At 44.8% G+C, this 20,043-nt stretch carries 18 protein-coding genes; 8 read left to right on the plus strand and 10 right to left on the minus strand.

From position 1 onward, the window contains the following. Nucleotides 1–345: 345 nt before the first annotated feature. The 5 genes from SWOO_RS02630 (at nucleotide 346) to SWOO_RS02650 (ending at nucleotide 5,894) form a co-directional block, all read left to right on the plus strand. Complete coding sequence (locus tag SWOO_RS02630) at nucleotides 346–1,071, plus strand: fumarate reductase cytochrome b subunit (RefSeq protein WP_012323152.1); 726 nt, start codon at nucleotides 346–348, stop codon at nucleotides 1,069–1,071. A 195-nt stretch (nucleotides 1,072–1,266) separates the two neighbouring features. Next, on the plus strand, nucleotides 1,267–1,980 hold the full coding sequence (locus SWOO_RS02635) for a fumarate reductase cytochrome b subunit (protein ID WP_012323153.1): 714 nt from the start codon (nucleotides 1,267–1,269) through the stop codon (nucleotides 1,978–1,980). A 158-nt stretch (nucleotides 1,981–2,138) separates the two neighbouring features. Next, entirely contained in the window at nucleotides 2,139–4,163 is a 2,025-nt protein-coding gene (locus SWOO_RS02640) for a fumarate reductase flavoprotein subunit (RefSeq protein ID WP_012323154.1), read from the plus strand. Further along, nucleotides 4,160–4,891: a fumarate reductase iron-sulfur subunit gene (locus SWOO_RS02645; protein WP_012323155.1), complete on the plus strand. Its 732-nt coding sequence runs from the start codon at nucleotides 4,160–4,162 to the stop codon at nucleotides 4,889–4,891. The genes SWOO_RS02640 and SWOO_RS02645 overlap by 4 nt, the downstream gene beginning before the upstream one ends. Before the next feature lie 97 nt (nucleotides 4,892–4,988). Next, complete coding sequence (locus SWOO_RS02650; RefSeq protein WP_012323156.1) at nucleotides 4,989–5,894, plus strand: LysR family transcriptional regulator; 906 nt, start codon at nucleotides 4,989–4,991, stop codon at nucleotides 5,892–5,894. A 96-nt stretch (nucleotides 5,895–5,990) separates the two neighbouring features. Here the strand turns inward: SWOO_RS02650 and rho are convergent, their stop codons facing one another. After that, on the minus strand, nucleotides 5,991–7,256 hold the full coding sequence (gene rho, locus SWOO_RS02655) for a transcription termination factor Rho (RefSeq protein ID WP_012323157.1): 1,266 nt from the start codon (nucleotides 7,254–7,256) through the stop codon (nucleotides 5,991–5,993). A gap of 235 nt (nucleotides 7,257–7,491) precedes the next feature. Further along, the gene (gene trxA / locus SWOO_RS02660) at nucleotides 7,492–7,818 is read right to left on the minus strand and encodes a thioredoxin TrxA (RefSeq protein ID WP_012323158.1); all 327 of its coding nucleotides are present in this window, start codon (nucleotides 7,816–7,818) and stop codon (nucleotides 7,492–7,494) included. 175 nt (nucleotides 7,819–7,993) lie between these two features. Here trxA and rhlB point away from each other — a divergent pair, with 175 nt between their 5' ends. The 3 genes from rhlB to SWOO_RS02675 all read left to right on the plus strand — a co-directional run bounded on the left by rhlB (nucleotide 7,994) and on the right by SWOO_RS02675 (nucleotide 13,418). Continuing rightward, nucleotides 7,994–9,319: an ATP-dependent RNA helicase RhlB gene (gene rhlB / locus SWOO_RS02665; protein WP_012323159.1), complete on the plus strand. Its 1,326-nt coding sequence runs from the start codon at nucleotides 7,994–7,996 to the stop codon at nucleotides 9,317–9,319. Between the two features lie 12 nt (nucleotides 9,320–9,331). Next, on the plus strand, nucleotides 9,332–10,267 hold the full coding sequence (locus SWOO_RS02670; protein ID WP_012323160.1) for a Ppx/GppA phosphatase family protein: 936 nt from the start codon (nucleotides 9,332–9,334) through the stop codon (nucleotides 10,265–10,267). A gap of 421 nt (nucleotides 10,268–10,688) precedes the next feature. After that, nucleotides 10,689–13,418 (plus strand): TonB-dependent receptor domain-containing protein, encoded by a 2,730-nt coding sequence (locus SWOO_RS02675; protein WP_012323161.1) that lies wholly within the window; start codon nucleotides 10,689–10,691, stop codon nucleotides 13,416–13,418. Nucleotides 13,419–13,485: 67 nt separating this feature from the next. Here the strand turns inward: SWOO_RS02675 and SWOO_RS02680 are convergent, their stop codons facing one another. The 8 genes from SWOO_RS02680 to tatA form a co-directional block, all read right to left on the minus strand. Beyond that, a complete protein-coding gene (locus SWOO_RS02680; RefSeq protein WP_012323162.1) occupies nucleotides 13,486–14,022 on the minus strand; it encodes a thioredoxin family protein in 537 nt (178 codons plus the stop codon). A 273-nt stretch (nucleotides 14,023–14,295) separates the two neighbouring features. Then, nucleotides 14,296–15,312, minus strand: coding sequence for a porphobilinogen synthase (gene hemB, locus SWOO_RS02685; RefSeq protein ID WP_012323163.1), 1,017 nt, complete (start codon nucleotides 15,310–15,312; stop codon nucleotides 14,296–14,298). A gap of 50 nt (nucleotides 15,313–15,362) precedes the next feature. Beyond that, nucleotides 15,363–17,258 (minus strand): sensor domain-containing diguanylate cyclase, encoded by a 1,896-nt coding sequence (locus SWOO_RS02690; protein ID WP_012323164.1) that lies wholly within the window; start codon nucleotides 17,256–17,258, stop codon nucleotides 15,363–15,365. A gap of 8 nt (nucleotides 17,259–17,266) precedes the next feature. Beyond that, a complete protein-coding gene (locus SWOO_RS02695) occupies nucleotides 17,267–18,055 on the minus strand; it encodes a TatD family hydrolase (protein WP_012323165.1) in 789 nt (262 codons plus the stop codon). Beyond that, the gene (locus SWOO_RS02700; protein ID WP_012323166.1) at nucleotides 18,055–18,540 is read right to left on the minus strand and encodes a hypothetical protein; all 486 of its coding nucleotides are present in this window, start codon (nucleotides 18,538–18,540) and stop codon (nucleotides 18,055–18,057) included. The genes SWOO_RS02695 and SWOO_RS02700 overlap by 1 nt, the downstream gene beginning before the upstream one ends. A gap of 56 nt (nucleotides 18,541–18,596) precedes the next feature. Continuing rightward, entirely contained in the window at nucleotides 18,597–19,367 is a 771-nt protein-coding gene (gene tatC / locus SWOO_RS02705; RefSeq protein ID WP_012323167.1) for a twin-arginine translocase subunit TatC, read from the minus strand. A gap of 3 nt (nucleotides 19,368–19,370) precedes the next feature. Continuing rightward, nucleotides 19,371–19,769 carry a Sec-independent protein translocase protein TatB gene (tatB, locus tag SWOO_RS02710; RefSeq protein WP_012323168.1) on the minus strand — a complete coding sequence of 133 codons (399 nt, stop codon included), beginning with the start codon at nucleotides 19,767–19,769 and terminating at the stop codon, nucleotides 19,371–19,373. A gap of 6 nt (nucleotides 19,770–19,775) precedes the next feature. After that, the gene (tatA, locus tag SWOO_RS02715; RefSeq protein WP_012323169.1) at nucleotides 19,776–20,027 is read right to left on the minus strand and encodes a twin-arginine translocase TatA/TatE family subunit; all 252 of its coding nucleotides are present in this window, start codon (nucleotides 20,025–20,027) and stop codon (nucleotides 19,776–19,778) included. Nucleotides 20,028–20,043: the final 16 nt, after the last annotated feature.

Here is a 20,043-nt window from a genome sequence, read left to right on the forward strand (position 1 = left end):
GATCGTCTCTTGTAACTGCTGCAATGGGCGCATTGTAACATGGGGCATTTAAAGAGTGAGAAGATCTTGGGGCGAAAATTTACCCATGGCTATGGTGGAAACCTGAAATATGCTATTTAAAATTTAGACTGTTCGTTTGAATGTGGGTCGTAACCTTTTGAATTTGTCTGGTTAATTGGTATTACCTCTGTTTTTATTTTGCTGGTTGTTTGTGATGTGGTTCAAAAAAACAGCGCTGAAGGAGTGAGCTTTATCACGATCCGTAGGTGGGATTATTTTTAAGGCTGCGCTTATTGCTAAGGTGTGTAGATTGTAATAATTGCCGACATTAGGCCTGATAAAAAGATGACAATAAAAACCCTACTTCCCACTTCGAGCTTTGCTGGTTTAACAGGTAACCCTTGGTCTGCTAAAGCGGATAAGATACAGAGTGCCACTGGGTTGTTGCTCGGGTGTTTTCTACTGGCTCACCTGCATTTTGAATCGAGCATCTTACTCGGGAAAGATGCTTTTTATCAGGTGGTACAGATTTTAGAGGGGGGCATGTTTAGCGAGTCCGGCCATGGTTTTCCTTTAGTCACTAAGATTTTCTCGGTATTTATTCTTCTTGTGGTGATTTTACACGCCGCTGTTGCATTGCGACGTTTTCCTGCTCAACTTGGCCAGTGGCGAGCGCTTCGTCGCCATATGAATGGTATTAACCATAAAGATAGCCATGCTTGGTTCTGGCAGTTGGTAACCGGTTTTATTCTGTTTTTCTTAGCGCCAGTACATATCTTTACCATGATCACGAACCCAGAGATTGGGCCACATCTGTCGGCTGAGCGTGTCTACCTAGATAACGCTTGGCTGCTCTATGCACTTTTGCTACCTGCCGTTGTCATTCACGCCATGATTGGGCTTTACCGCGTTGCAATTAAGTGGGGCTTTACCGCTAATCGTACAGGTTTACGGAAAGTGATTAAATTTATGATCATCTACCTCATCACAATTGGTGTGCTGAGCTTAGTGTCGTACCTCTTCATTGGTGCAGAGTTAACAACGCCAGTGCAGCCATATGTACCTAACTAGCGATATCTTTAAAGAGTTACGCTGAACATTCGTCAATAAAAACCGTTCTGGATGAGTATTTTAGTGGTTAATTGATTAATTAATCCTGATTTGATCTGTCTCACAGTATTTGGTTGATTTGTGAGCGACATTATCTAAGTGCTTACTTTTTTTAACTTAGATAGATGCAAACTCAATGGATCTGATGAGGGTTTTATGGCGATAACTAAAATAAACAATAAAGCAGGTGAGGCTTCTAAGCTAAAAAGCTGGAGTGAGGGGAAAAACTGGAGCGGCAAACTGGACATTAGCCAGAGTGTGTCTGGCGTTATTCTGGCTCTGTTCCTATGGACTCATCTTGTGCTGGTCTCCTCTATTTTATTGGGAGGCGATGCCATGACATGGGTTGCTGGCGTGATGGAGCTTAATTTTTTAAGCCCTGATGGCCATGGCTACCCTTGGGTTGTCTCGCTTATTGCGACAGGTGTTGCTGCGTTAGCACTGGTGCATGTTGTGGTGGCTATTACGAAGCTACCAATGAATCTACGTCAGCAGCTCGCACTTAAAAAGCAGATGAGTGTTATCAATCATGGTGATACTAAATTATGGGTTTGGCAGGCTCTGACTGGCGTCGCTATCTTGTTTCTTTTGCCTGTGCATCTGTGGTTAATCGGCGCTGCGCCAGAGACCATAGGTCCTGCAGGATCTGCTGACAGAATATGGAATGATGGGGTTTGGTTGCTCTATCTGCCTCTGCTTGTTTGTGTTGAGCTTCATGGGGCAATTGGAGTTTACCGTGTGGCGATTAAGTGGGGAGCGGCAAGAGATATTAATACCCGAGCCCGGATGAAGAGAGTTAAAACGGTTATTAGTGTGGTGTTTGTATTGATTGGTATCGCTTCATTATTGGCATTTCTGCCCTATGCATAAAAAATTACAGGTTCTAGGTTCTAGGTTCTAGGTTCTAGGTTCTAGGTTCTAGTTTTCGATATTCGAGTTATTTAGGCGATGGTCAGTAGACTCGAACAAAAAATGGATTACTACTAAATAAAATGTTGATGATCTCAAGCCTTACTTAAGGAGCAAGTGTGAAACTGATATATACGGATTCTTTGGTGGTCGGCGCTGGTTTAGCGGGCTTGCGGGTCGCGATAGCCTCGAAAGAGCGTGGGTTAGATACGGTCGTCCTGTCACTGATCCCTGCTAAACGTTCCCACTCAGCAGCTGCTCAAGGCGGCATGCAGGCGAGCTTAGGCAATACCATTAAGGGGATGGGGGACGACGAAGATGTCCACTTTCAAGATACTGTAAAGGGTTCTGACTGGGGCTGCGATCAAGATGTCGCGCGTATGTTTGCTCACTGTGCGCCAAAAGCGGTACGTGAACTCACCAACTGGGGAGTGCCATGGACTCGGGTGACTAAAGGGCCACGTCAGGTGGTGGTTAATGCCGAGAAGGTCACTATCGAAGAGGCGGAAGAGGCTCATGGACTCATTAATGCCCGTGACTTTGGTGGCACTAAAAAGTGGCGTACCTGCTACACGGCTGATGGTACAGGGCACTCGCTGCTTTATGCGGTGGATAATAAGGCTATCTCGTTAGGTATTCCCGTGCATGAACGGGTCGAAGCTCTCTCTATTATTCATGATGGTAAGCGTTGCCAAGGCGTGGTTGCACGCTGTTTAATCACAGGTGAGTTAAGGGCATATATTGCTAAATCCACCACGATTGCCACCGGTGGTTATGGCCGCATTTATGAAGTCTCAACCAATGCCATTATCTGTGAAGGGATAGGCCAGGCGCTCGCGCTGGAAACTGGTGTCGCTAAGCTTGGCAATATGGAAGCGGTGCAGTTTCATCCAACGGCTATTGTGCCTGTTGGGATCTTAACGACAGAGGGTTGTCGTGGTGATGGTGGTCTGCTGCGTGACAAAGATGGTCACCGTTTTATGCCAGATTATGAGCCGGAGAAAAAGGAGCTTGCCTCACGTGATGTAGTGTCTCGTCGAATGACCGAGCATATGCGTAAAGGTAAAGGTGTCGACAGCCCTTATGGCCCACATCTATGGCTCGATATTACCTTGCTTGGACGTAAACATGTGGAGACCAATCTGCGTGAGGTTAAGGAGATCTGTGAGAATTTCTTAGGGATAGATCCCGCTAAGGATTGGATCCCAGTGCGTCCGACTCAGCACTACTCAATGGGCGGTATTCGAACCGATAAGACAGGACAAAACCCACAGCTTAAAGGTTTGTTTAGTGTCGGCGAAGCGGCATGTTGGGATATGCATGGTTTTAATCGGCTCGGCGGTAACTCCCTAGCGGAGACCGTTGTTGGCGGGATGATTATCGGTAAATATGTTGCCGATTTTTGTCAGGAAAACAGCTTAGAGATCGACACCGGGTTAGCTGAGTCTTTTGTCGAGAAGCTAGGTAGCGAAATTGATGAGCTTATCGACGGTGACGGCACGGAAAGTCCATTTGCGCTTAGGAAAGAGATGGAGCGTGTGATGATGGACTATGTGGGGATCTTCCGTAACGGTCCTGAGCTTGAAAAAGCGGTAACAGAGCTTCAGGCACTACTAAAGCGCTCACGTAACATTGGTCTTAAATGCAAAAAGCGTCACGCAAACCCTGAGCTAGTTGAGGCGTTAAGAGTGAAGCGTATGCTCAAAGTTGCTCTGACCGTCGCTTGTGGCGCGGCAGCACGAACAGAGAGTCGCGGAGCCCATGCTCGTGAAGACTTCCCTCAGCGTAACGATAAAGATTGGCTAAACCGCACTTTGGCAAGTTGGCCAGATGAGCATGCACTCTCTCCTGAGCTGAGCTATGAGCAGCTTGATGTGATGAAGATGGAGTTGCCACCGGGATACCGAGGTTACGGCATTAATAATGCGATAGCCCATCCTGATACTGAGAAGCGCGAGCATGAGATCACTGAAATTTTAAGTCAACTTGGTGATGATGCCGATCGCCATCAGCGTCAGCATGCCTTGATGCCATTTGAAGTGCCTGAATCATTGATGCCTAAGAATGAACGGCTGTGTGACACATTAGATAGACCTACTCCCCCTGTAGTGGGTGAAGAGTCCGTAGGAGAGCAAGCGTTATGAGTCAGGGTCGTACACTAACCTTTAATATCTTCCGTTATGATCCACAGGTGAGTGGTGATAAACCTAAGATGGTTAAATATCAGATTGAAGAGACACCTGGGATGTCGGTGTTTATCGCACTGAACCTACTGCGTGAACAGCAAGACAGCTCACTGCAGTTTGATTTTGTTTGCCGAGCTGGGATCTGCGGAAGTTGCGCTATGGTGATCAACGGTTTCCCGACGTTGGCTTGCCGTACATTAACCAGCAAATATCCCCAAGGGGAGATCACCTTGATGCCGCTACCAGGTTTTGAGTTGATTGGCGACCTTTCGGTTAATACCGGTAAATTTATGCGTGAACTGGCTGAGCGTCTAAAGCTGTGGCTCCACCCAGATCAAGATGATGTGGATGTGCACAGATTAGAAGCACCTATGGCCCCGGAGGAGGCAGCTAGACTCTACGAGTTAGAGCGCTGTGTCGAATGCGGTGTGTGTGTGTCAGCTTGTGCAACTAAGCAGATGCGTGAAACCTTTGTTGGCGCCGTTGGCATGATGAAGTTAGCGCGTTTCGAGCTCGATAGCCGCGATACGAGAAGTGTGGAAGATTTCTACCACGTGATCGGTAATCAAGATGGCGTATTTGGCTGTATGACCCTACTAGGTTGTCAGGACAACTGCCCGAAAGATCTGCCTCATATGCAGCAGATAGCGTATCTGCGCCGTAAGATGGCGGTTGCGCTGGTTTAATACCAACCTATTCCCAAAGCCTGCTTTAATCGCAGGCTTTCTTTTTTCTTTAATCCCTCATAGCATGATGCCTAATATTTTTTTGAGGCTTGTGCATATGCAGATAAATGATCTTAAGCTTTTTGTGCGGGTTGCCGATTGTGGCAGTATTACGGCTGCCGCGACTGAGCTGGATATCTCGCCAGCTTCAGCCAGTGCGGCGCTAAAACGCTTAGAGAAACAGCTTGAGACCAGTCTGTTTATCCGTAGTACCCGTAGTCTAAGGTTAACTGATACTGGCGAGCGTTATCTTATCCATTGTCGTAAAGCACTGGCAGACTTAACCTTAGGTCAGCAGGCGATTGATGATGTGAAGGAGAAGATCTCCGGTGTGGTAAAGCTGGCTCTTCCCTCTGATGTAGGCCGAAATGTGTTACTGCCTTGGCTTGATAGTTTTATGGATGAGTATCCAGAGCTTAAACTTAAAGTGCATATCGGCGATACCTTGTCGGATTTTTACCATGATAAAATAGATATGGCGCTGAGATCTGGCACCCCAAGAGACTCCTCATTAGTGGCGTTTAAAATCTGTTCTGCTAGTCGTGTGCTTTGTGCTTCACCCGATTATATTGCCAAGTGGGGAAAGGTGGAGTCTATCGATCAACTTGCCGATCATAACTGTTTGTTTTTTATGTTAGATGAACGCACACACGATCAGTGGAGTTTCACTCAGCAAGGACGTCAATTTAAAGTGAGAGTCACAGGTAATCGCAGCTGTAATGATGCGGATATTACCCGTCGCTGGGCGGTGGCTGGAAAGGGGATTGTCTATAAGTCATCACTGGATTTAGGTGAAGATATCGCTAAGGGTAACCTAGTGCCTATGTTGACTGATTATCAGGGGGAGGCGGCAGATCTCTATCTGGTGTGCCCGGGGCGTGAACATGTGACCCCTGTGATGCTGCTACTGCGAGATATGCTAAGGCAGAGATGTAAGCAGAGGTTGGAAGAGAGTCATGGTTGATAAAAATTAAAAAAGCCGCAATATCTGCGGCTTTTTATGCTTTCCTAGAACCTAGAACCTAGAACCTAGAACCTAGAACCTAGAACTTGCTAATGTTTAAGTCTTAGCACGCTTCATCGCAGTGAAGAACTCATCGTTAGTCTTGGTCATAGCAAGCTTGTCGATAAGGAACTCCATACCTGTGACCTCATCCATTGGATTAAGGATCTTACGTAGGATCCACATCTTCTGTAGCTCATCAGGTGTGGTTAGCTTCTCTTCACGACGCGTACCTGAGCGGTTGAAGTCGATAGCAGGGAAGACGCGCTTTTCAGCCGCTTTACGAGAAAGGTGTAACTCTTGGTTACCAGTACCTTTAAACTCTTCGTAAATAACTTCATCCATTTTAGAACCAGTATCAACCAGTGCGGTTGCGATAATGGTTAAGCTTCCGCCATGTTCGATGTTACGAGCGGCACCGAAGAAACGCTTTGGACGATGTAGTGCGTTAGCATCAACACCACCAGTAAGTACCTTACCTGATGATGGGATAACTGTGTTGTAAGCACGGGCAAGACGGGTGATTGAGTCGAGTAAGATAACAACATCTTTCTTGTGCTCAACAAGGCGTTTTGCTTTTTCGATAACCATCTCAGCAACCTGAACGTGACGGCTGGCTGGCTCATCGAAGGTAGAAGCAATTACTTCACCTTTTACCATGCGTTGCATCTCGGTAACTTCCTCAGGACGTTCATCGATAAGAAGAACCATCAATACGACGTCTGGGTTGTTGTAAGTGATGCTTTGAGCCATGTTCTGAAGCAGTAATGTTTTACCCGCTTTTGGCGGTGCAACAATAAGACCACGCTGGCCTTTACCGATTGGTGAACATAGATCCAAAATTCGTGAAGTAATATCTTCAGTTGAACCATTACCGCGCTCCATGCGAATACGCTCTTCTGCATGTAGTGGGGTAAGGTTTTCAAATAGGATTTTAGAGCGAGAGTTTTCAGGCTTGTCAAAGTTGACTTCAGAGACTTTTAAAAGAGCAAAATAACGTTCGCCCTCTTTAGGTGGTCTGATTTTACCAAAAATGGTATCACCGGTGCGCATGCTAAAGCGACGTATTTGGCTTGGAGATACATAGATATCATCCGGTCCTGCCAAGTAAGAGGCGTCTGCGCTACGAAGGAAGCCGAAACCGTCCTGTAGAATTTCTAATACACCACCACCGAAAATATCTTCACCGCTTTTGGCGTGGGCTTTAAGGATTGAAAATATAATGTCCTGCTTACGAGCACGGGCAGTATTCTCAACTTTCATTTCTTGGGCGAGTAGTACTAAGTCTGAAATCGACTTATCTTTTAGTTCTGATAAATTCATCTTGGTGGGTCTTTTATGCGAGATAAGGCTATTTAGATTCAATGGTCATAAACTGATGGGGTATTGAACGAATAGCGAGATGTGGTTAATTAGAAATAGGTATGGTTATTAAAGTAGCACTATAGTGGCTGTGCGTCTAGAAATTTAGCTAAACCCGACACAATTTATTGCATAACTTGTGTCGGGAGTCACTTTAGACCGCTTAATCGATGATTAAGCGGTAAAATTGTGGGATTTATAGTTGTGCGTCAATGAACTCTTTAAGTTGAGTTTTTGAAAGTGCGCCAACTTTAGTACTCGCAAGTTCACCATTTTTGAAAATCAGTAGTGTTGGAATACCACGAACACCATATTTAGCAGGTGAAACACTGTTCTGGTCAACATTCATCTTGGCGATAGTCACTTTGCCTTCGTACTCTTCAGCAACGTCATCTAAGATAGGCGCAATCATTTTGCATGGTCCACACCACTCAGCCCAAAAGTCGACGACTACAGGTAGTGTTGAGTTGATTACGTCATTTTCAAAGCTGTCGTCACTTAGATGTACTATTTTGTCGCTCATGATCTTCTCCAGTTTGGTTGCCATTGCTGGTTTGTTAATGGCTTAACCTGTATATTGGGACTGAAAAATAACTTTTCAAGGCATAAATTTTCGCCTTTAAAGCTAGTTTTTATTATTAGTCGCTATTTCAAACGATTGAGTTTCTTATTGCAACCCTAACTGGTATGCTGCCGCTATGAGCGAAACACATTTATCAAATCAAAAGTTTGCCGACTTTTCTCTGAATAAAGAGATAAAAACAGCACTAAACGAGAGCGGTTTTGAATTTTGCACACCTATTCAAGCCCTATCTTTACCTATTCTATTACAGAAAAAAGATATTGCTGGCCAAGCCCAGACCGGAACAGGCAAAACATTAGCCTTTCTTGTTGCGACATTTGACCATCTTCTTTCTACTCCCGTTCCTGAAGGACGCCAACTTAATCAGCCTAGAGCGATGATTATGGCGCCAACCCGTGAATTGGCTATTCAAATAGCTAAAGATGCGACGCTTCTTGCTAAGCATACAGGCCTGAAGGTCGGTATTGTCTACGGTGGCGAGAGTTATGATGTTCAGCGTAAGGTGCTGGACAAAGGTGTTGATATTCTTATCGGCACTACGGGTCGTATTATTGATTATGTTCGTCAAGGGATCATCAATCTTAGTGCTATTCAAGCGGTTGTTCTCGATGAAGCCGATCGCATGTTCGATCTCGGTTTTATTAAAGATATTCGTTTTCTTTTCAGACGTATGCCAGATGCTAAATCGCGTCTGAATATGCTGTTTTCTGCCACTCTTTCAATGAAGGTGCAGGAGCTAGCTTATGATCATATGAATGAGCCTGAGAAAGTGGTTATCGCACCTAATGAAAAAACCTCTAAAAATATCAAAGAGGAGATCTTCTATCCATCGATGGATGAGAAGATGCGTCTGCTGCTTTCTTTGATTGAGGAAGATTGGCCAGAAAAAGCGATTGTATTTTCTAATACCAAACACAGCTGTGAAAATGTTTGGTCATGGTTAGAAGGTGACGGGCACCGAGTTGGTTTGTTAACTGGCGATGTACCGCAAAAGAAGCGTATTCGTATTCTTGAGCAGTTCACCGAAGGTAAGCTAGATATACTGGTTGCAACAGATGTAGCTGCGCGTGGCCTGCATATCTCTGATGTGTCTCATGTGTATAACTATGATCTGCCCGATGACTGTGAAGATTACGTGCACCGTATTGGTCGTACAGGTCGAGCGGGTAAGAAAGGGGTATCAGTTAGCTTTGCATGTGAAGAGTATGCACTTAACCTCCCTGCTATCGAAGAGTACATTACCCACTCTATCCCTGTGACTAACTATGACAGTGAAGGATTGCTGGATGATATTCCTGCACCAATTCGTGTCCATAGAAAACACAATAATCGTCCGCAACAGGGCCGTAATAACTCTGGTCGTCCTCAGGGACGAAATGGCAATCGTGCAGGTGGCCGAAATGGTCCACGTCGTCATGATCAAGTACGTAGGCACTCTTAAACGGTTGCATTAATGCCAACAACACCTCTTTATGCGGCGATCACATTAGGATCGAATAGTTTCAATATGTTGGTTGCCAAAACACTTGGTGGCCGACCTGAAATTATCGCGAAATATAAGCGAAAAGTCCGGCTTGCTGAAGGGATCCAAAGTGATGGTTCCCTGAGTGAAGAGGTGATGTTGCGTGGCCTTGATTGCTTATCTATGTTCAGTGACATGCTGAAGAAAGAGGGCGTATCAGTAGATAATATCGCCGTTATTGCCACTGCAACCCTTAGACATATTGCTAATTCCGATGAGTTTTGTCGTCGAGCCCTTCCCATTTTAGGTCACCCAATCGAGATCATCTCCGGCATGCGTGAAGCTGAGTTAATCTACCAAGGTATGGTTGCTACTACTGAGGGAGAGGGGCGCCGCCTAGTGATTGATATTGGTGGCGCGAGCACTGAGTTTATTATCGGTGACGGCGATAAGGTGCTGTTGAAAACCAGTCTACCTATGGGCTGTGTTACCTTTAATGATAAGTTTTTTACCTCTTTTCCCTTCCAGAAATTAGATTTTGATGATGCTAAAGCAGCGGTAAAGTCTGCCCTGGGTGATTATCTGAGTGAGCTTAAGCACTTAGGTTGGCACTGTGTTGTAGGCGCTTCTGGCAGTGTGCAATCAGTGGTGGAACTGCTTAACTATAGGCAAGAGCCAGCTAGCATCACATTAGATGTATTGACCTCACTGCAAGAGGAGGTGTTAACCCAATCTAGCCCCTCTATGTTATCTATTTCTGGCCTTCATCAGGAGAGAGCGCCAACTTTTGCTGCTGGGATCTCAATCTTGCTTGCCCTGTTTGAACTGTTAGAGATTGAGAGTTTGAACCTATCTGGCGGTGCCCTCAGAGAAGGGGTATTGCAGACATTAGCTCAACGTATTGAGCAGGTTGCTGACAGTGCCTAAAGGACAATAATATTTCTCAATCTTAAGCTATTTCAGTTTTATATCTTTTCTTATGTTTGCCTTATTCACTCAATATTTACTACTTTTTATCTCCTTAGCTATCCAATATTAAAATATTATTAGTGCATTTATATTTTAAATCCCCATGGCTACCTTGTTAGCTATAACGCCAACCCTCCTCGATTTATAAAGCCTAGCCAATACAAGTTACTAAATTTCCTAACTTAGCCATTGTAGATGGTTGTTGATTTTTTATTCACAAATCATACATATAAATATTTCCTCTCACTCTGTGTATATTGCATGCAAAATAAAGTATGTGATATAAATGTTGCTGCTTGGTATCAACTATGTGATCTGGGGCGTCCCTAGAACTTGTAATGCTGAGAAAAATAACAACTATATTTTGGGAGATGGATAGATGAAGTTTAATCGATTAGCCAAGTTAGTTAGCTTGGCATCTAGTGGCATAGTAGCTCTTTCGGCGCCGAGTTACGCTGTAGAGTCAAATGAAGAGAGTGTTGAACGTATTGAGGTCACAGGCTCTAGACTAAAACGTGTTGATATGGAGGGGGCAAGTCCTGTCACGACCATTACCGCTGAGGAGCTTGCGAAATCAGGTTTTGCAACTGTGGGTGATGCACTTCGTAGCTCAAACCTTAATGCATTCGGTTCTTGGGGCGGTGGGTCCAATAATGGTTGGGGCTCACAGGCGACAGTTCAGTTAAAAGGTGCTTCAGCCTTCCATACTCTGACGCTATTAGATGGTAAGCGGATGGCTAAGTCTCCAGTCATGGACGGCGGTGCAGCTAATATTAATACCATTCCTATGGCGGCGGTTGAACGGATTGAAATTCTTACCGATGGTGCATCGGCGATTTATGGTACCGATGCCATTGCTGGTGTTGTAAATATTATTCTTAAGAAAGATTTCGAAGGTGTGCAGCTCGATGCCAGAATGGATCGCCCTACACAGGAGGGGGGAGATTCCTCAAATCTTTCGTTTACTGGTGGCTTGAATTCAGACAAAGGCCATTTAGTTTTCACATTTGAGCATTATGAATCGCAAAAAATCCTGCAAAAGGATCGTTGGTACACTCAGCCATTTGTCCAAGAGGGTGGCGATCCTAGTGACTATCAAGACTGGGTGAATATTAGTCCTACAGGCCGTGTATTAACACAAGGTGGCGCTGGTGGCTGGGTATACTCTACTCCTTTTTCAAATAGTGATAAGAGCTGCGCCGATGTCTACGGTGATGCATTTATTGGATCATTAGATGACAGTGATTATCCTGGTGATACGCTTTGTGCTTATGATTACACTCAAGCTGCCGCAACCTCTGTTGGCCAGACCCGTAACAATACCCTGCTGCATTACACCTATGAATTGAGCGATAGTATTGAGTTAACTGCACGTGCGTATTGGGCTGCAAATGAAACACAAGACGTATCGGCGCCAGTCCCTGCATCAATTAGCATTCCAAATGGTTTACCCGCTTACACTACTGCAGAAGGCTTAGATCTTGTTGAGTTAGTTGCCGATCCAAATGCTGGTATGAATTTCCGTTTTGATACCGCGGGCGATCGTGTTGCTGAGCACCATGATAATATTTTTGACTATCTATTAGCCTTAGATGGCACGACCGATTTTATGGATTGGGATATTGCTGTTAATTACAATAAATATGATAACTACACTTGGGGAACGGGTTATCAACTTAAGGGAGCGACCACGGATTTAGTGGGTGAGTGGGATGATGAATCAAACTCATTTGTTGGTTGGGATCCACGGGATCCAAACTCTGAAATGCCAGCTGGGGCAACGGCTAATTACGATAAGCGTATGTCCGCATCTTATCTGGATATAAGTGGTGGCGCGGCTTTTGAGCTGTTTGAATTACCAGGTGGTGACGCCAATATGTACATTGGTGGTTCATACCGCGAAGAGAGTCTAGATTCTAAGGTGTCAGCTCTAGCCGAGGCGGGTCAAATCGTTGGAGGGAATGGCGGCTCAGGTGGTGAAGGTGAGCGTGATGTCATGGCAGCGTATTTTGAGTTTGCTATGCCTGTGATGGATAATTTAGAGCTAAACCTTGCTGGCCGTTATGATGATTATTCTGACTTTGGTGGTACGTTTAACCCGCAAGTGTCAGTGCGTTATAACATTATCGAGCCTCTACTTATTCGTGCCTCTTGGGGAACTGGTTTTCGTGCTCCAACCTTGTCAGACCTATACCAAGGGACGTCAGAAGGTTTTGGTTACATGAAAAACTACCTGAACTGTTACGATCAAGGTGAGTCTATAGATAACTGTGACCGTTGGGATTATGGGCCAACACGTACGGGTGGGAATGTAGATCTAAAGCCTGAAGAGTCTGAATCATATAACTTAGGGATCGTTTGGGATATTACAGAGAGTGTTAATGTCTCTGTGGATTACTGGTCTCTGGAAACAACGAACTTAATCGATAGCTTAGGTGCAAGTGAGATCATTAAGACACAAGCTAAGCTTTGGGAAGCTGCCGACGCCGCAGGTGTTGCACGCCCTGATGTTTCAACTGTCTATCCTGGCACAGAGATTAGTCGCTTAGGGAATGGCAAGATTGATTATGTTGTCAGTCAAAAGCTGAATGTTGGTTTAAGTGAGCGTGAAGGTATAGATGTAAAAGTAGGAGCTGGATTTGAGTCTGAATTTGGTGACTTTAAGTTTGGCTTAGGGTGGTCATATTTCTTGAAGTATAAGTCATCGTATTCCGAAGCTGGTGTACAAGTTATTAGTGATGATGAAGCTGGCCGTGAAGATACACCTGCACACAGAGTGAACTTAACTGCTGATTACCTCTTAGGTGATCACTCTATCAGCTACTATGGTAACTTTATCGGCTCTCAAGAGAGCTGGGATGTTATAGAGGGGAGCTGGGATCCAGATGCAGGGGAGACTGCAGATGACGGCACTCTTTATGAGATCGACTCAGTGATGTATCACAATTTGACCTACACCTACACTCTGCCTTGGAGCAATAGCTTCTCCTTGGGTGTGACCAATTTGACTGACGAAGAACCTAAGTTTGATTACAATGGAACCTATGAGGGCAACTTGTATGACATACGTGGCCGCACTTACTGGGCTGGTTTTAGACAATCATTTTAAATAAATAGCTAAATATGTAAAAGGCACTCAATGAGTGCCTTTTTTGTTTTCAACAGGTGATAGAAACTTAGTTCAATATCTTAGCTAAGTCTATCTCAAGTGAGGTTTCTGGTCGTTCGATAATACGGCCTAGCTCTTCACCTTGTTGGCTAACAATAATCGTTGGAATGCGGGTAAACTCATACTGGGCGGCTAGCCCTTGTGGATCAGATTTTGCTCTGTCGACACCGATATAAGTGACCTTAATATTCGGGTTGTTTATCTCTTCCATGATACGGATAAGGCGTGGTGTTTCACGGTGACAATCAGGACACCAAGTTCCTATGATAACCACTATTTCAGTAGGTTCCTTTAGGTTTTTTAGCGGCGTGATTGCAGCTGTATCTACTTGGTATTCCTTGTAGCCTTGGGTGAAATCCGCTAACTCAGTCACCATGGTTTGCGCTTCTACTAATCCAGTTAAAATCACTTCCTGTTTCTCCTCGCTACATGTGGCGATCATGCCATCTTGCTGATCTTCGAATGCACAGCCACTGCTGGCCAATGTTTGGCAGCTAAAGAAGAGGGCTGTGGTGGCAAGTAATGCCTTGACGTTATTGTTCATGATATTACCTCAGGCTCGGGGGGAATAACCAGTCTCGTATTGATACGAGCTTTATACTGATTGGTATTTATCAGTATTTAATCATTTAGGAGTAGGAGTGGACAGCACTGAACTTGCTATTGGTTAGTTGGATCACTATGTAATGTCTAGTTTAGTTATATAGATCACATATTTATGCTGACTGGTATAAACATGCTTCCAATGAGTAATGACAAAGTTTACACAGTAAAAAGCCGCAATAAATGCGGCTAAATCATATGGTTGAATATGAAATTACTTTGCCTGCTCCTCTTTGAGCCATTGAGCGGCACGTTTAGCAAAGTAGGTTAGTACACCGTTGGCACCTGCTCGCTTAAAGCAAAGCAGTGATTCCATCACAATAGCTTTTTCTGATAACCAACCATTCTCGATGGCTGCCATGTGCATGGCGTATTCACCACTGACCTGATAAGCAAAGGTAGGCACGGCGAGTTCACGTTTTACGCGGGTGACGATATCAAGGTAAGGCATGCCTGGTTTAACCATGACCATATCAGCACCTTCTTGGATATCGAGGGCAACTTCGTGTAACGCCTCATCACTGTTGGCTGGATCCATCTGGTAGCTGTGCTTATTGCCACCTTTCAAGTTACCAGCTGAACCTACTGCATCACGGAAAGGACCATAATAATTCGATGAATATTTAGCTGAGTAAGCCATGATCTGGGTATTAACGTGTCCAGCTTCCTCTAATGCTTGACGAATCGCCCCAATACGGCCATCCATCATATCCGATGGTGCGACGATATCGGCACCAGCTTCTGCATGAGATAGTGCTTGTTTTACCAAGATCTCTGTGGTGATGTCGTTAAGAATATAGCCATCTTCATCGATGATCCCGTCTTGACCGTGCGTGGTGAAAGGATCTAGTGCGACATCTGTCATGACCCCTAGTTCAGGAAATGCTTCCTTGAGTGCACGAACGGCACGTTGAGCTAGCGCATCTGCATTGTAAGCTTCTTCTGCTAGCAAGGTTTTCTTCTCTGCAGGCGTTACTGGAAATAGGGCGATAAGTGGGATCCCTAATTTCACAATCTCCTCTGCTTCTTTAAGCAGTAGGTCGATTGAGTAGCGCTCTATGCCAGGCATTGAAGCTATCTGCTCAGTTCTATTATTACCTTCTAAAACAAACATAGGGTAGATAAGATCGTTTACCGAAAGTTGATTTTCAGCCATTAAACGACGGCTAAAATCATGTTTGCGCATGCGACGCATTCTGCGTTGTGGGAAGGCACTGGTAATAATATTCACATTCGACTCCTAACTATTCCCGCTAGAGGTAACTTGCCGTTGCTTGTTACTCAAGACTGGGTGTGGTCTATCTCTTTTTGAGGCTCAGGCGTATAAACCATGACACGGTTACGCCCATCATTTTTTGCACGATAAAGTGCTTTATCTGCTTGTTCTAACAACTTGGTTGGCTGAGTTTCAGATTGCATTATCTCTGAACTAACACCGATACTAATGGTGAGTGGAATATCGATATTTTCCCAGCTAATGGGCAGATCATAAATGGTTTTTCGTATCTGCTCAGCAACCTGTACAGCACCTGGCTGATCTGTGTTTGGCAATATAATAGCAAACTCTTCACCGCCAAAACGTGACACCAGATCCGCTGGACGTTTTAATTTTTCTTTAAGTGTTTGAGCGATAAATCTTAAGATCTGATCGCCAGCCAAGTGACCGTAATTATCATTAATCGACTTAAAGCGGTCTATATCTAACATCAAAATAGCCATTGGGGTCTGCTGTCTTCGGCTTAATCTTCCTTCGGCTTGAAGACGTTTATCGAAAGCGGCGCGGTTCTTAACACCAGTAAGACTATCGGTAGTGGCCTGCTCAGTGAGTTTTTGATTAGCCTCGTTAAGTTCCCTAAGTGCGATCTCTAACTCTAAGGTTCGCTCCTGTACCATCTGCTCAAGCTTCTCGTTGCTGTTAGCCTCGATAAGCAGGGCTTCCTCTTTGGTTTTGCGTATTCTTTGAGATTGCAGTAGCGCTTCTTGTTGTGTCTGCAATTTTAATTTTCGCTCATCGTTATAACGAATCGCGAGAATACTGGCCATAAAGATGATCTCGAAGGTGAGACCAACCATTAGCGGAGTTAAGTGCTTAATCGGTAATGTGATTAATCCTAAGTAGGAGGAGCCTGTAATAAAGGAGCCAATCAACATACCACTCCAGGCTAGTGTGTAGAGCCGAGCCAGTTTATGTCCTCTGATAGCCAGTATGGAAGCTATTCCCATCAGAAGTGTGGTCACTAAAAGGACTGAGAAAATATTGATATATTGCGCCTGAGAGTAATCCAGCATAGGCGTAATAAACACTAGCAGTAGGGCAGCTGCAGAGCTGTAACGACATAACCTGAGCATAGGCAAACTGTGATACTTAAGCAGCAGCACCTTCTCTGTAAACAAGATGGCAAAAAAGATACTCAGAGGCACAAGTGTGGTGATCATCAAGTGCTGCAACATCGGCCAGTCTGGCCAGATAAACCTAAAAGCTAGCCCCTGCAGGGTTGCGACTAACAGAGTGACAGATAGGACGTAACCTGCATAGTAGCTGTAGCTGAACGAGCGTGATGTAATGGCAATGCAGAGGCTAAAGAAACCAATAGCAGCAAGGGCACCAAGCTGAAAACCTTTAGATAGAGCACTGGCTTCTGTGTGCTGGGCAAAGGCATTAGGGGACCACAAGCTCAGTGGCAAGTTAGCACTCCCCTCGGTATCTACCCTAATGTAGAAAGTGTTCACTATCTCTGGTGCAAGTTCAAATGGGTAGATAAACAGGTTGTTGATCACCGGCCTTTGATGGAAAGGGAAGGTATCGCCCACTTGGGTGTGATTGACCAGTACATTCTGAGCAAAGTGGTAGATATCTAGCTTATCTATATGGGGATTTCCCAGAGAGAGCAGCCTGTTGATTGTCTGAGGTTCTGCATTATAAATGCTAAACTTTATCCAGAAAGGTTTAAGCGCAATGTGGTTATTATCGCCTAGGGATAACCTATCCCACTGCGTTGTACTGAACTTTCTTATCTGCTCAATACCTTCACTTTCAGACTCAAAGGTATAATAAAGCCAAGGGGAGATCCTTAAGCTTTTATCTGAATCTCCACTTAGCGCAAGTAAGGTTTCCGATTTGAGCGGATAAGATAGGAGTAGAGTCAAGATGACTAAAATGAGGTTTATCTGTTTCATCTATCTGCTTATAGCCCAAAAAACTTAACGCTATTTTGGTAGGTCTTAGCGGCAAATTCTGTTGGGTTTTGCTCCCTAAGAGTTGCAATATATTGAGCTATATAGGGCAGATATTGGGGCTCATTCTTACTCGATTTAGGTTTTGGCCTCATGCTTCTAGGGAGTAAATAGGGACTGTCAGTTTCAATCAAAATACGATCGTCAGGGATATCACGAACCAGCTCAGCTAACTCTAGACCTCTACGCTCATCACAGACCCAGCCAGTGATCCCCAAGTGTAGATCAAGCTCAAGATAGGCCTCCATACTCTCTCTATTGCCGGTAAAGCAATGAAGCAGGGCGTTGGTTAGTCCGCTACGGTACTCTTTTAATATGGCGAGAAAATCTTCATGGGCATCACGTTCATGCATCAAAACCGGCAGCTTGAGTTCAACAGCTAAAGCAAGTTGAGCACGAAAAGCCTCTCTCTGCTTTGCTCTGGGAGAGAAATCTCGATTGTAATCTAGGCCGCACTCACCAATGGCCACAACTTCAGCGGCTTGGGCAAGCACTCTGATTTTATCTGCACTTGTATCGTCCCATTGGCTTGCTTGATGGGGGTGAGTGCCAGCTGTAGAGTAGAGAGTTTTAGGGTATTGCTGACATAAGGTGATCGCTTGCTGGCTTTCATTTAAGTCGCTGCCAATAACAATAAGCGGTGAAACCCCATGGGCCACCGCTCGTTGAATTACTTCATCACAATTTTTTTCTAGGGCGCTGCCAATAAGATTGACAGCGATGTCTATGTGTTCGGACATTATTTTAGACGTTTAACACGAATCGTAGAGTTGCGATCATCTGAGCCAAGTATAAAGGACCCTAAAGCGGCTTTCTCAATAAACACGCTCTGGTTAACTTTGACCTTGAAACGACGTCCATCGGTTTGCTTCCAAACCTGACCATTGGTAAAGCTTAGCTTTAATGCGCCATAAGGGTCTTTCTTAATTGAAGCAACCTCAAGATAGATCTTTTCAATTGCATCAGCTTTCTCTTTCTTTAGGTTGCCAAATTCATCCTCTATGTTGGCAGGCAGTGTGACAGGCACTGCTGCCACTGTCGCAGCTCCTGCAACAGGAGGAGTTGCAGGCCCCTTCGTTTTAACTTTTTGGGCAAGTGCATCGTAACAGATAAGCCTATCTAGCTTATCTGTATTTGCGGCGCAGGCAGATAGTTGTTGTTCTATGCCCGCAGTGGCATTTGCCGATACTAAGATGGCGACTGCGGTGATCCAACGTAAACGCATTGATATATTCCCTTTTAATATGCGAGCATCATGCCTGAGTTGCTAATTAAGCGCTCTTACTTAGCTTCTTGGCCAGGTTCATCCTGTTTTTCTTGCTCGTCTTCATCTTCTTCATCCTTTTTACTGTAGAAACGAGCAGCAATCAATCCCCCTTCAAATAATATCAGCATTGGAACCGCTAACATGGTTTGAGAAATGATGTCTGGAGGAGTTAATAACATGCCAATAACGAAGGCACCGACTATGATGTAGGGGCGTTTCGCTTTTAGGTCATCAGGTGTAGTTACACCAGCCCAGCATAGTAATACTACGGCGATTGGGATCTCGAAGGCTAAACCAAAGGCAAAGAAGAGCTTAAGGATAAAGCTTAGGTAACTGGTGATATCGGTAGCGACCTGTACTCCCTCTGGTGCAACGCTAGTAAAGAAGCCGAAAACAACAGGGAAAACAACATAGTAAGCAAAGGCTATACCTAGGTAGAACAGCAGTGTACTGCTGGCAAGCAGCGGCATCATTAAACGCTTTTCGTGCTTATACAGACCAGGTGCGATAAAAGACCAGATCTGGAATAGGACATAGGGGATAGCGATGAAAAAAGCCAGAACCAGTGTTAGCTTAAACGGAGCGAAAAAGGGTGCGGCAACATCGGTCGCGATCATGCTACTGGCTTCAGGCATCACATCCATAAGTGGGGTTGCCACATAATGGTAGATATCATTAGACCAATAGGCCATACAGGCAAACACCAATATCACACTGGCGATGGCTCGGAGTAATCTGGTTCGTAGTTCAAGTAAATGACTAATAAGAGGCTGCTGTTGAGACATGGACTACCTGTTAGATTTGTCTGGGTTAGCGCTAACCTCAGCTGTGGGAGCCTCTGAAGGAGTACTTTCCGATGGCGCAGAGCTGCTGGCCGAAGGTGTTTCTTCTATCTTATAAGGACGATTAACAGACTGAGCCGCTTCTTTTAATTGATCGATTGAATCCTGCAACTCAGGTGAAAGATCTTTAAGACCTTGATTCTCAGCTTTTTTCAAATCTGAATGCAGTTGCTCAATTTTGAGTTCCTGCTCAAGCTCATCTTTAACTGAGTTAGCCATACGTTTCATGGCTCGGATCCAGCCTGTTATTGAGCGAACTGCAACCGGAAGTCTTTCAGGGCCAAGCACAACTAGCCCTAAAATACCGATCAACAGCAGTTCCATAAAGCCAATACCGTCGAACATAGGAGATTATACCTGTTCTTTATCCTTGGTTTCTGTCTTCTTCTCAGCGTTTGGAGCTGTCTTCTCTACGCTAGGAGTCGCTTTTTCAGATGCTGTTTCTTCCAGAGCTTTCTTCTCTTCTTCTGAAGACATGGCGTTCTTGAAGCCTTTAACTGCGCCACCTAAGTCACCACCAAGAGAACGTAACTTCTTAGTTCCAAACAATAAGATTACGATCACAGCTATGATCAGAAGTTGCCAAATACCCATGTTACCCATGAAATTTTCCTCAAAA

It is taken from the genome of Shewanella woodyi ATCC 51908, assembly GCF_000019525.1.
GTDB classification, from domain to species: Bacteria; Pseudomonadota; Gammaproteobacteria; order Enterobacterales; family Shewanellaceae; genus Shewanella; species Shewanella woodyi.

What these genes read in the sequence shown, in the direction of transcription:
- SWOO_RS02630 (WP_012323152.1), top strand. Translation starts at nt 346, where the DNA reads ATGACAATAAAAACCCTACTTCCCACTTCGAGCTTTGCTGGTTTAACA.
- SWOO_RS02635 (WP_012323153.1), top strand. Translation starts at nt 1,267, where the DNA reads ATGGCGATAACTAAAATAAACAATAAAGCAGGTGAGGCTTCTAAGCTA.
- SWOO_RS02645 (WP_012323155.1), top strand. Translation starts at nt 4,160, where the DNA reads ATGAGTCAGGGTCGTACACTAACCTTTAATATCTTCCGTTATGATCCA.
- SWOO_RS02650 (WP_012323156.1), top strand. Translation starts at nt 4,989, where the DNA reads ATGCAGATAAATGATCTTAAGCTTTTTGTGCGGGTTGCCGATTGTGGC.
- rho (WP_012323157.1), bottom strand. Translation starts at nt 7,256, where the DNA reads ATGAATTTATCAGAACTAAAAGATAAGTCGATTTCAGACTTAGTACTA.
- trxA (WP_012323158.1), bottom strand. Translation starts at nt 7,818, where the DNA reads ATGAGCGACAAAATAGTACATCTAAGTGACGACAGCTTTGAAAATGAC.
- rhlB (WP_012323159.1), top strand. Translation starts at nt 7,994, where the DNA reads ATGAGCGAAACACATTTATCAAATCAAAAGTTTGCCGACTTTTCTCTG.
- SWOO_RS02670 (WP_012323160.1), top strand. Translation starts at nt 9,332, where the DNA reads ATGCCAACAACACCTCTTTATGCGGCGATCACATTAGGATCGAATAGT.
- SWOO_RS02675 (WP_012323161.1), top strand. Translation starts at nt 10,689, where the DNA reads ATGAAGTTTAATCGATTAGCCAAGTTAGTTAGCTTGGCATCTAGTGGC.
- SWOO_RS02680 (WP_012323162.1), bottom strand. Translation starts at nt 14,022, where the DNA reads ATGAACAATAACGTCAAGGCATTACTTGCCACCACAGCCCTCTTCTTT.
- SWOO_RS02690 (WP_012323164.1), bottom strand. Translation starts at nt 17,258, where the DNA reads ATGAAACAGATAAACCTCATTTTAGTCATCTTGACTCTACTCCTATCT.
- SWOO_RS02695 (WP_012323165.1), bottom strand. Translation starts at nt 18,055, where the DNA reads ATGTCCGAACACATAGACATCGCTGTCAATCTTATTGGCAGCGCCCTA.
- SWOO_RS02700 (WP_012323166.1), bottom strand. Translation starts at nt 18,540, where the DNA reads ATGCGTTTACGTTGGATCACCGCAGTCGCCATCTTAGTATCGGCAAAT.
- tatC (WP_012323167.1), bottom strand. Translation starts at nt 19,367, where the DNA reads ATGTCTCAACAGCAGCCTCTTATTAGTCATTTACTTGAACTACGAACC.
- tatB (WP_012323168.1), bottom strand. Translation starts at nt 19,769, where the DNA reads ATGTTCGACGGTATTGGCTTTATGGAACTGCTGTTGATCGGTATTTTA.
- tatA (WP_012323169.1), bottom strand. Translation starts at nt 20,027, where the DNA reads ATGGGTAACATGGGTATTTGGCAACTTCTGATCATAGCTGTGATCGTA.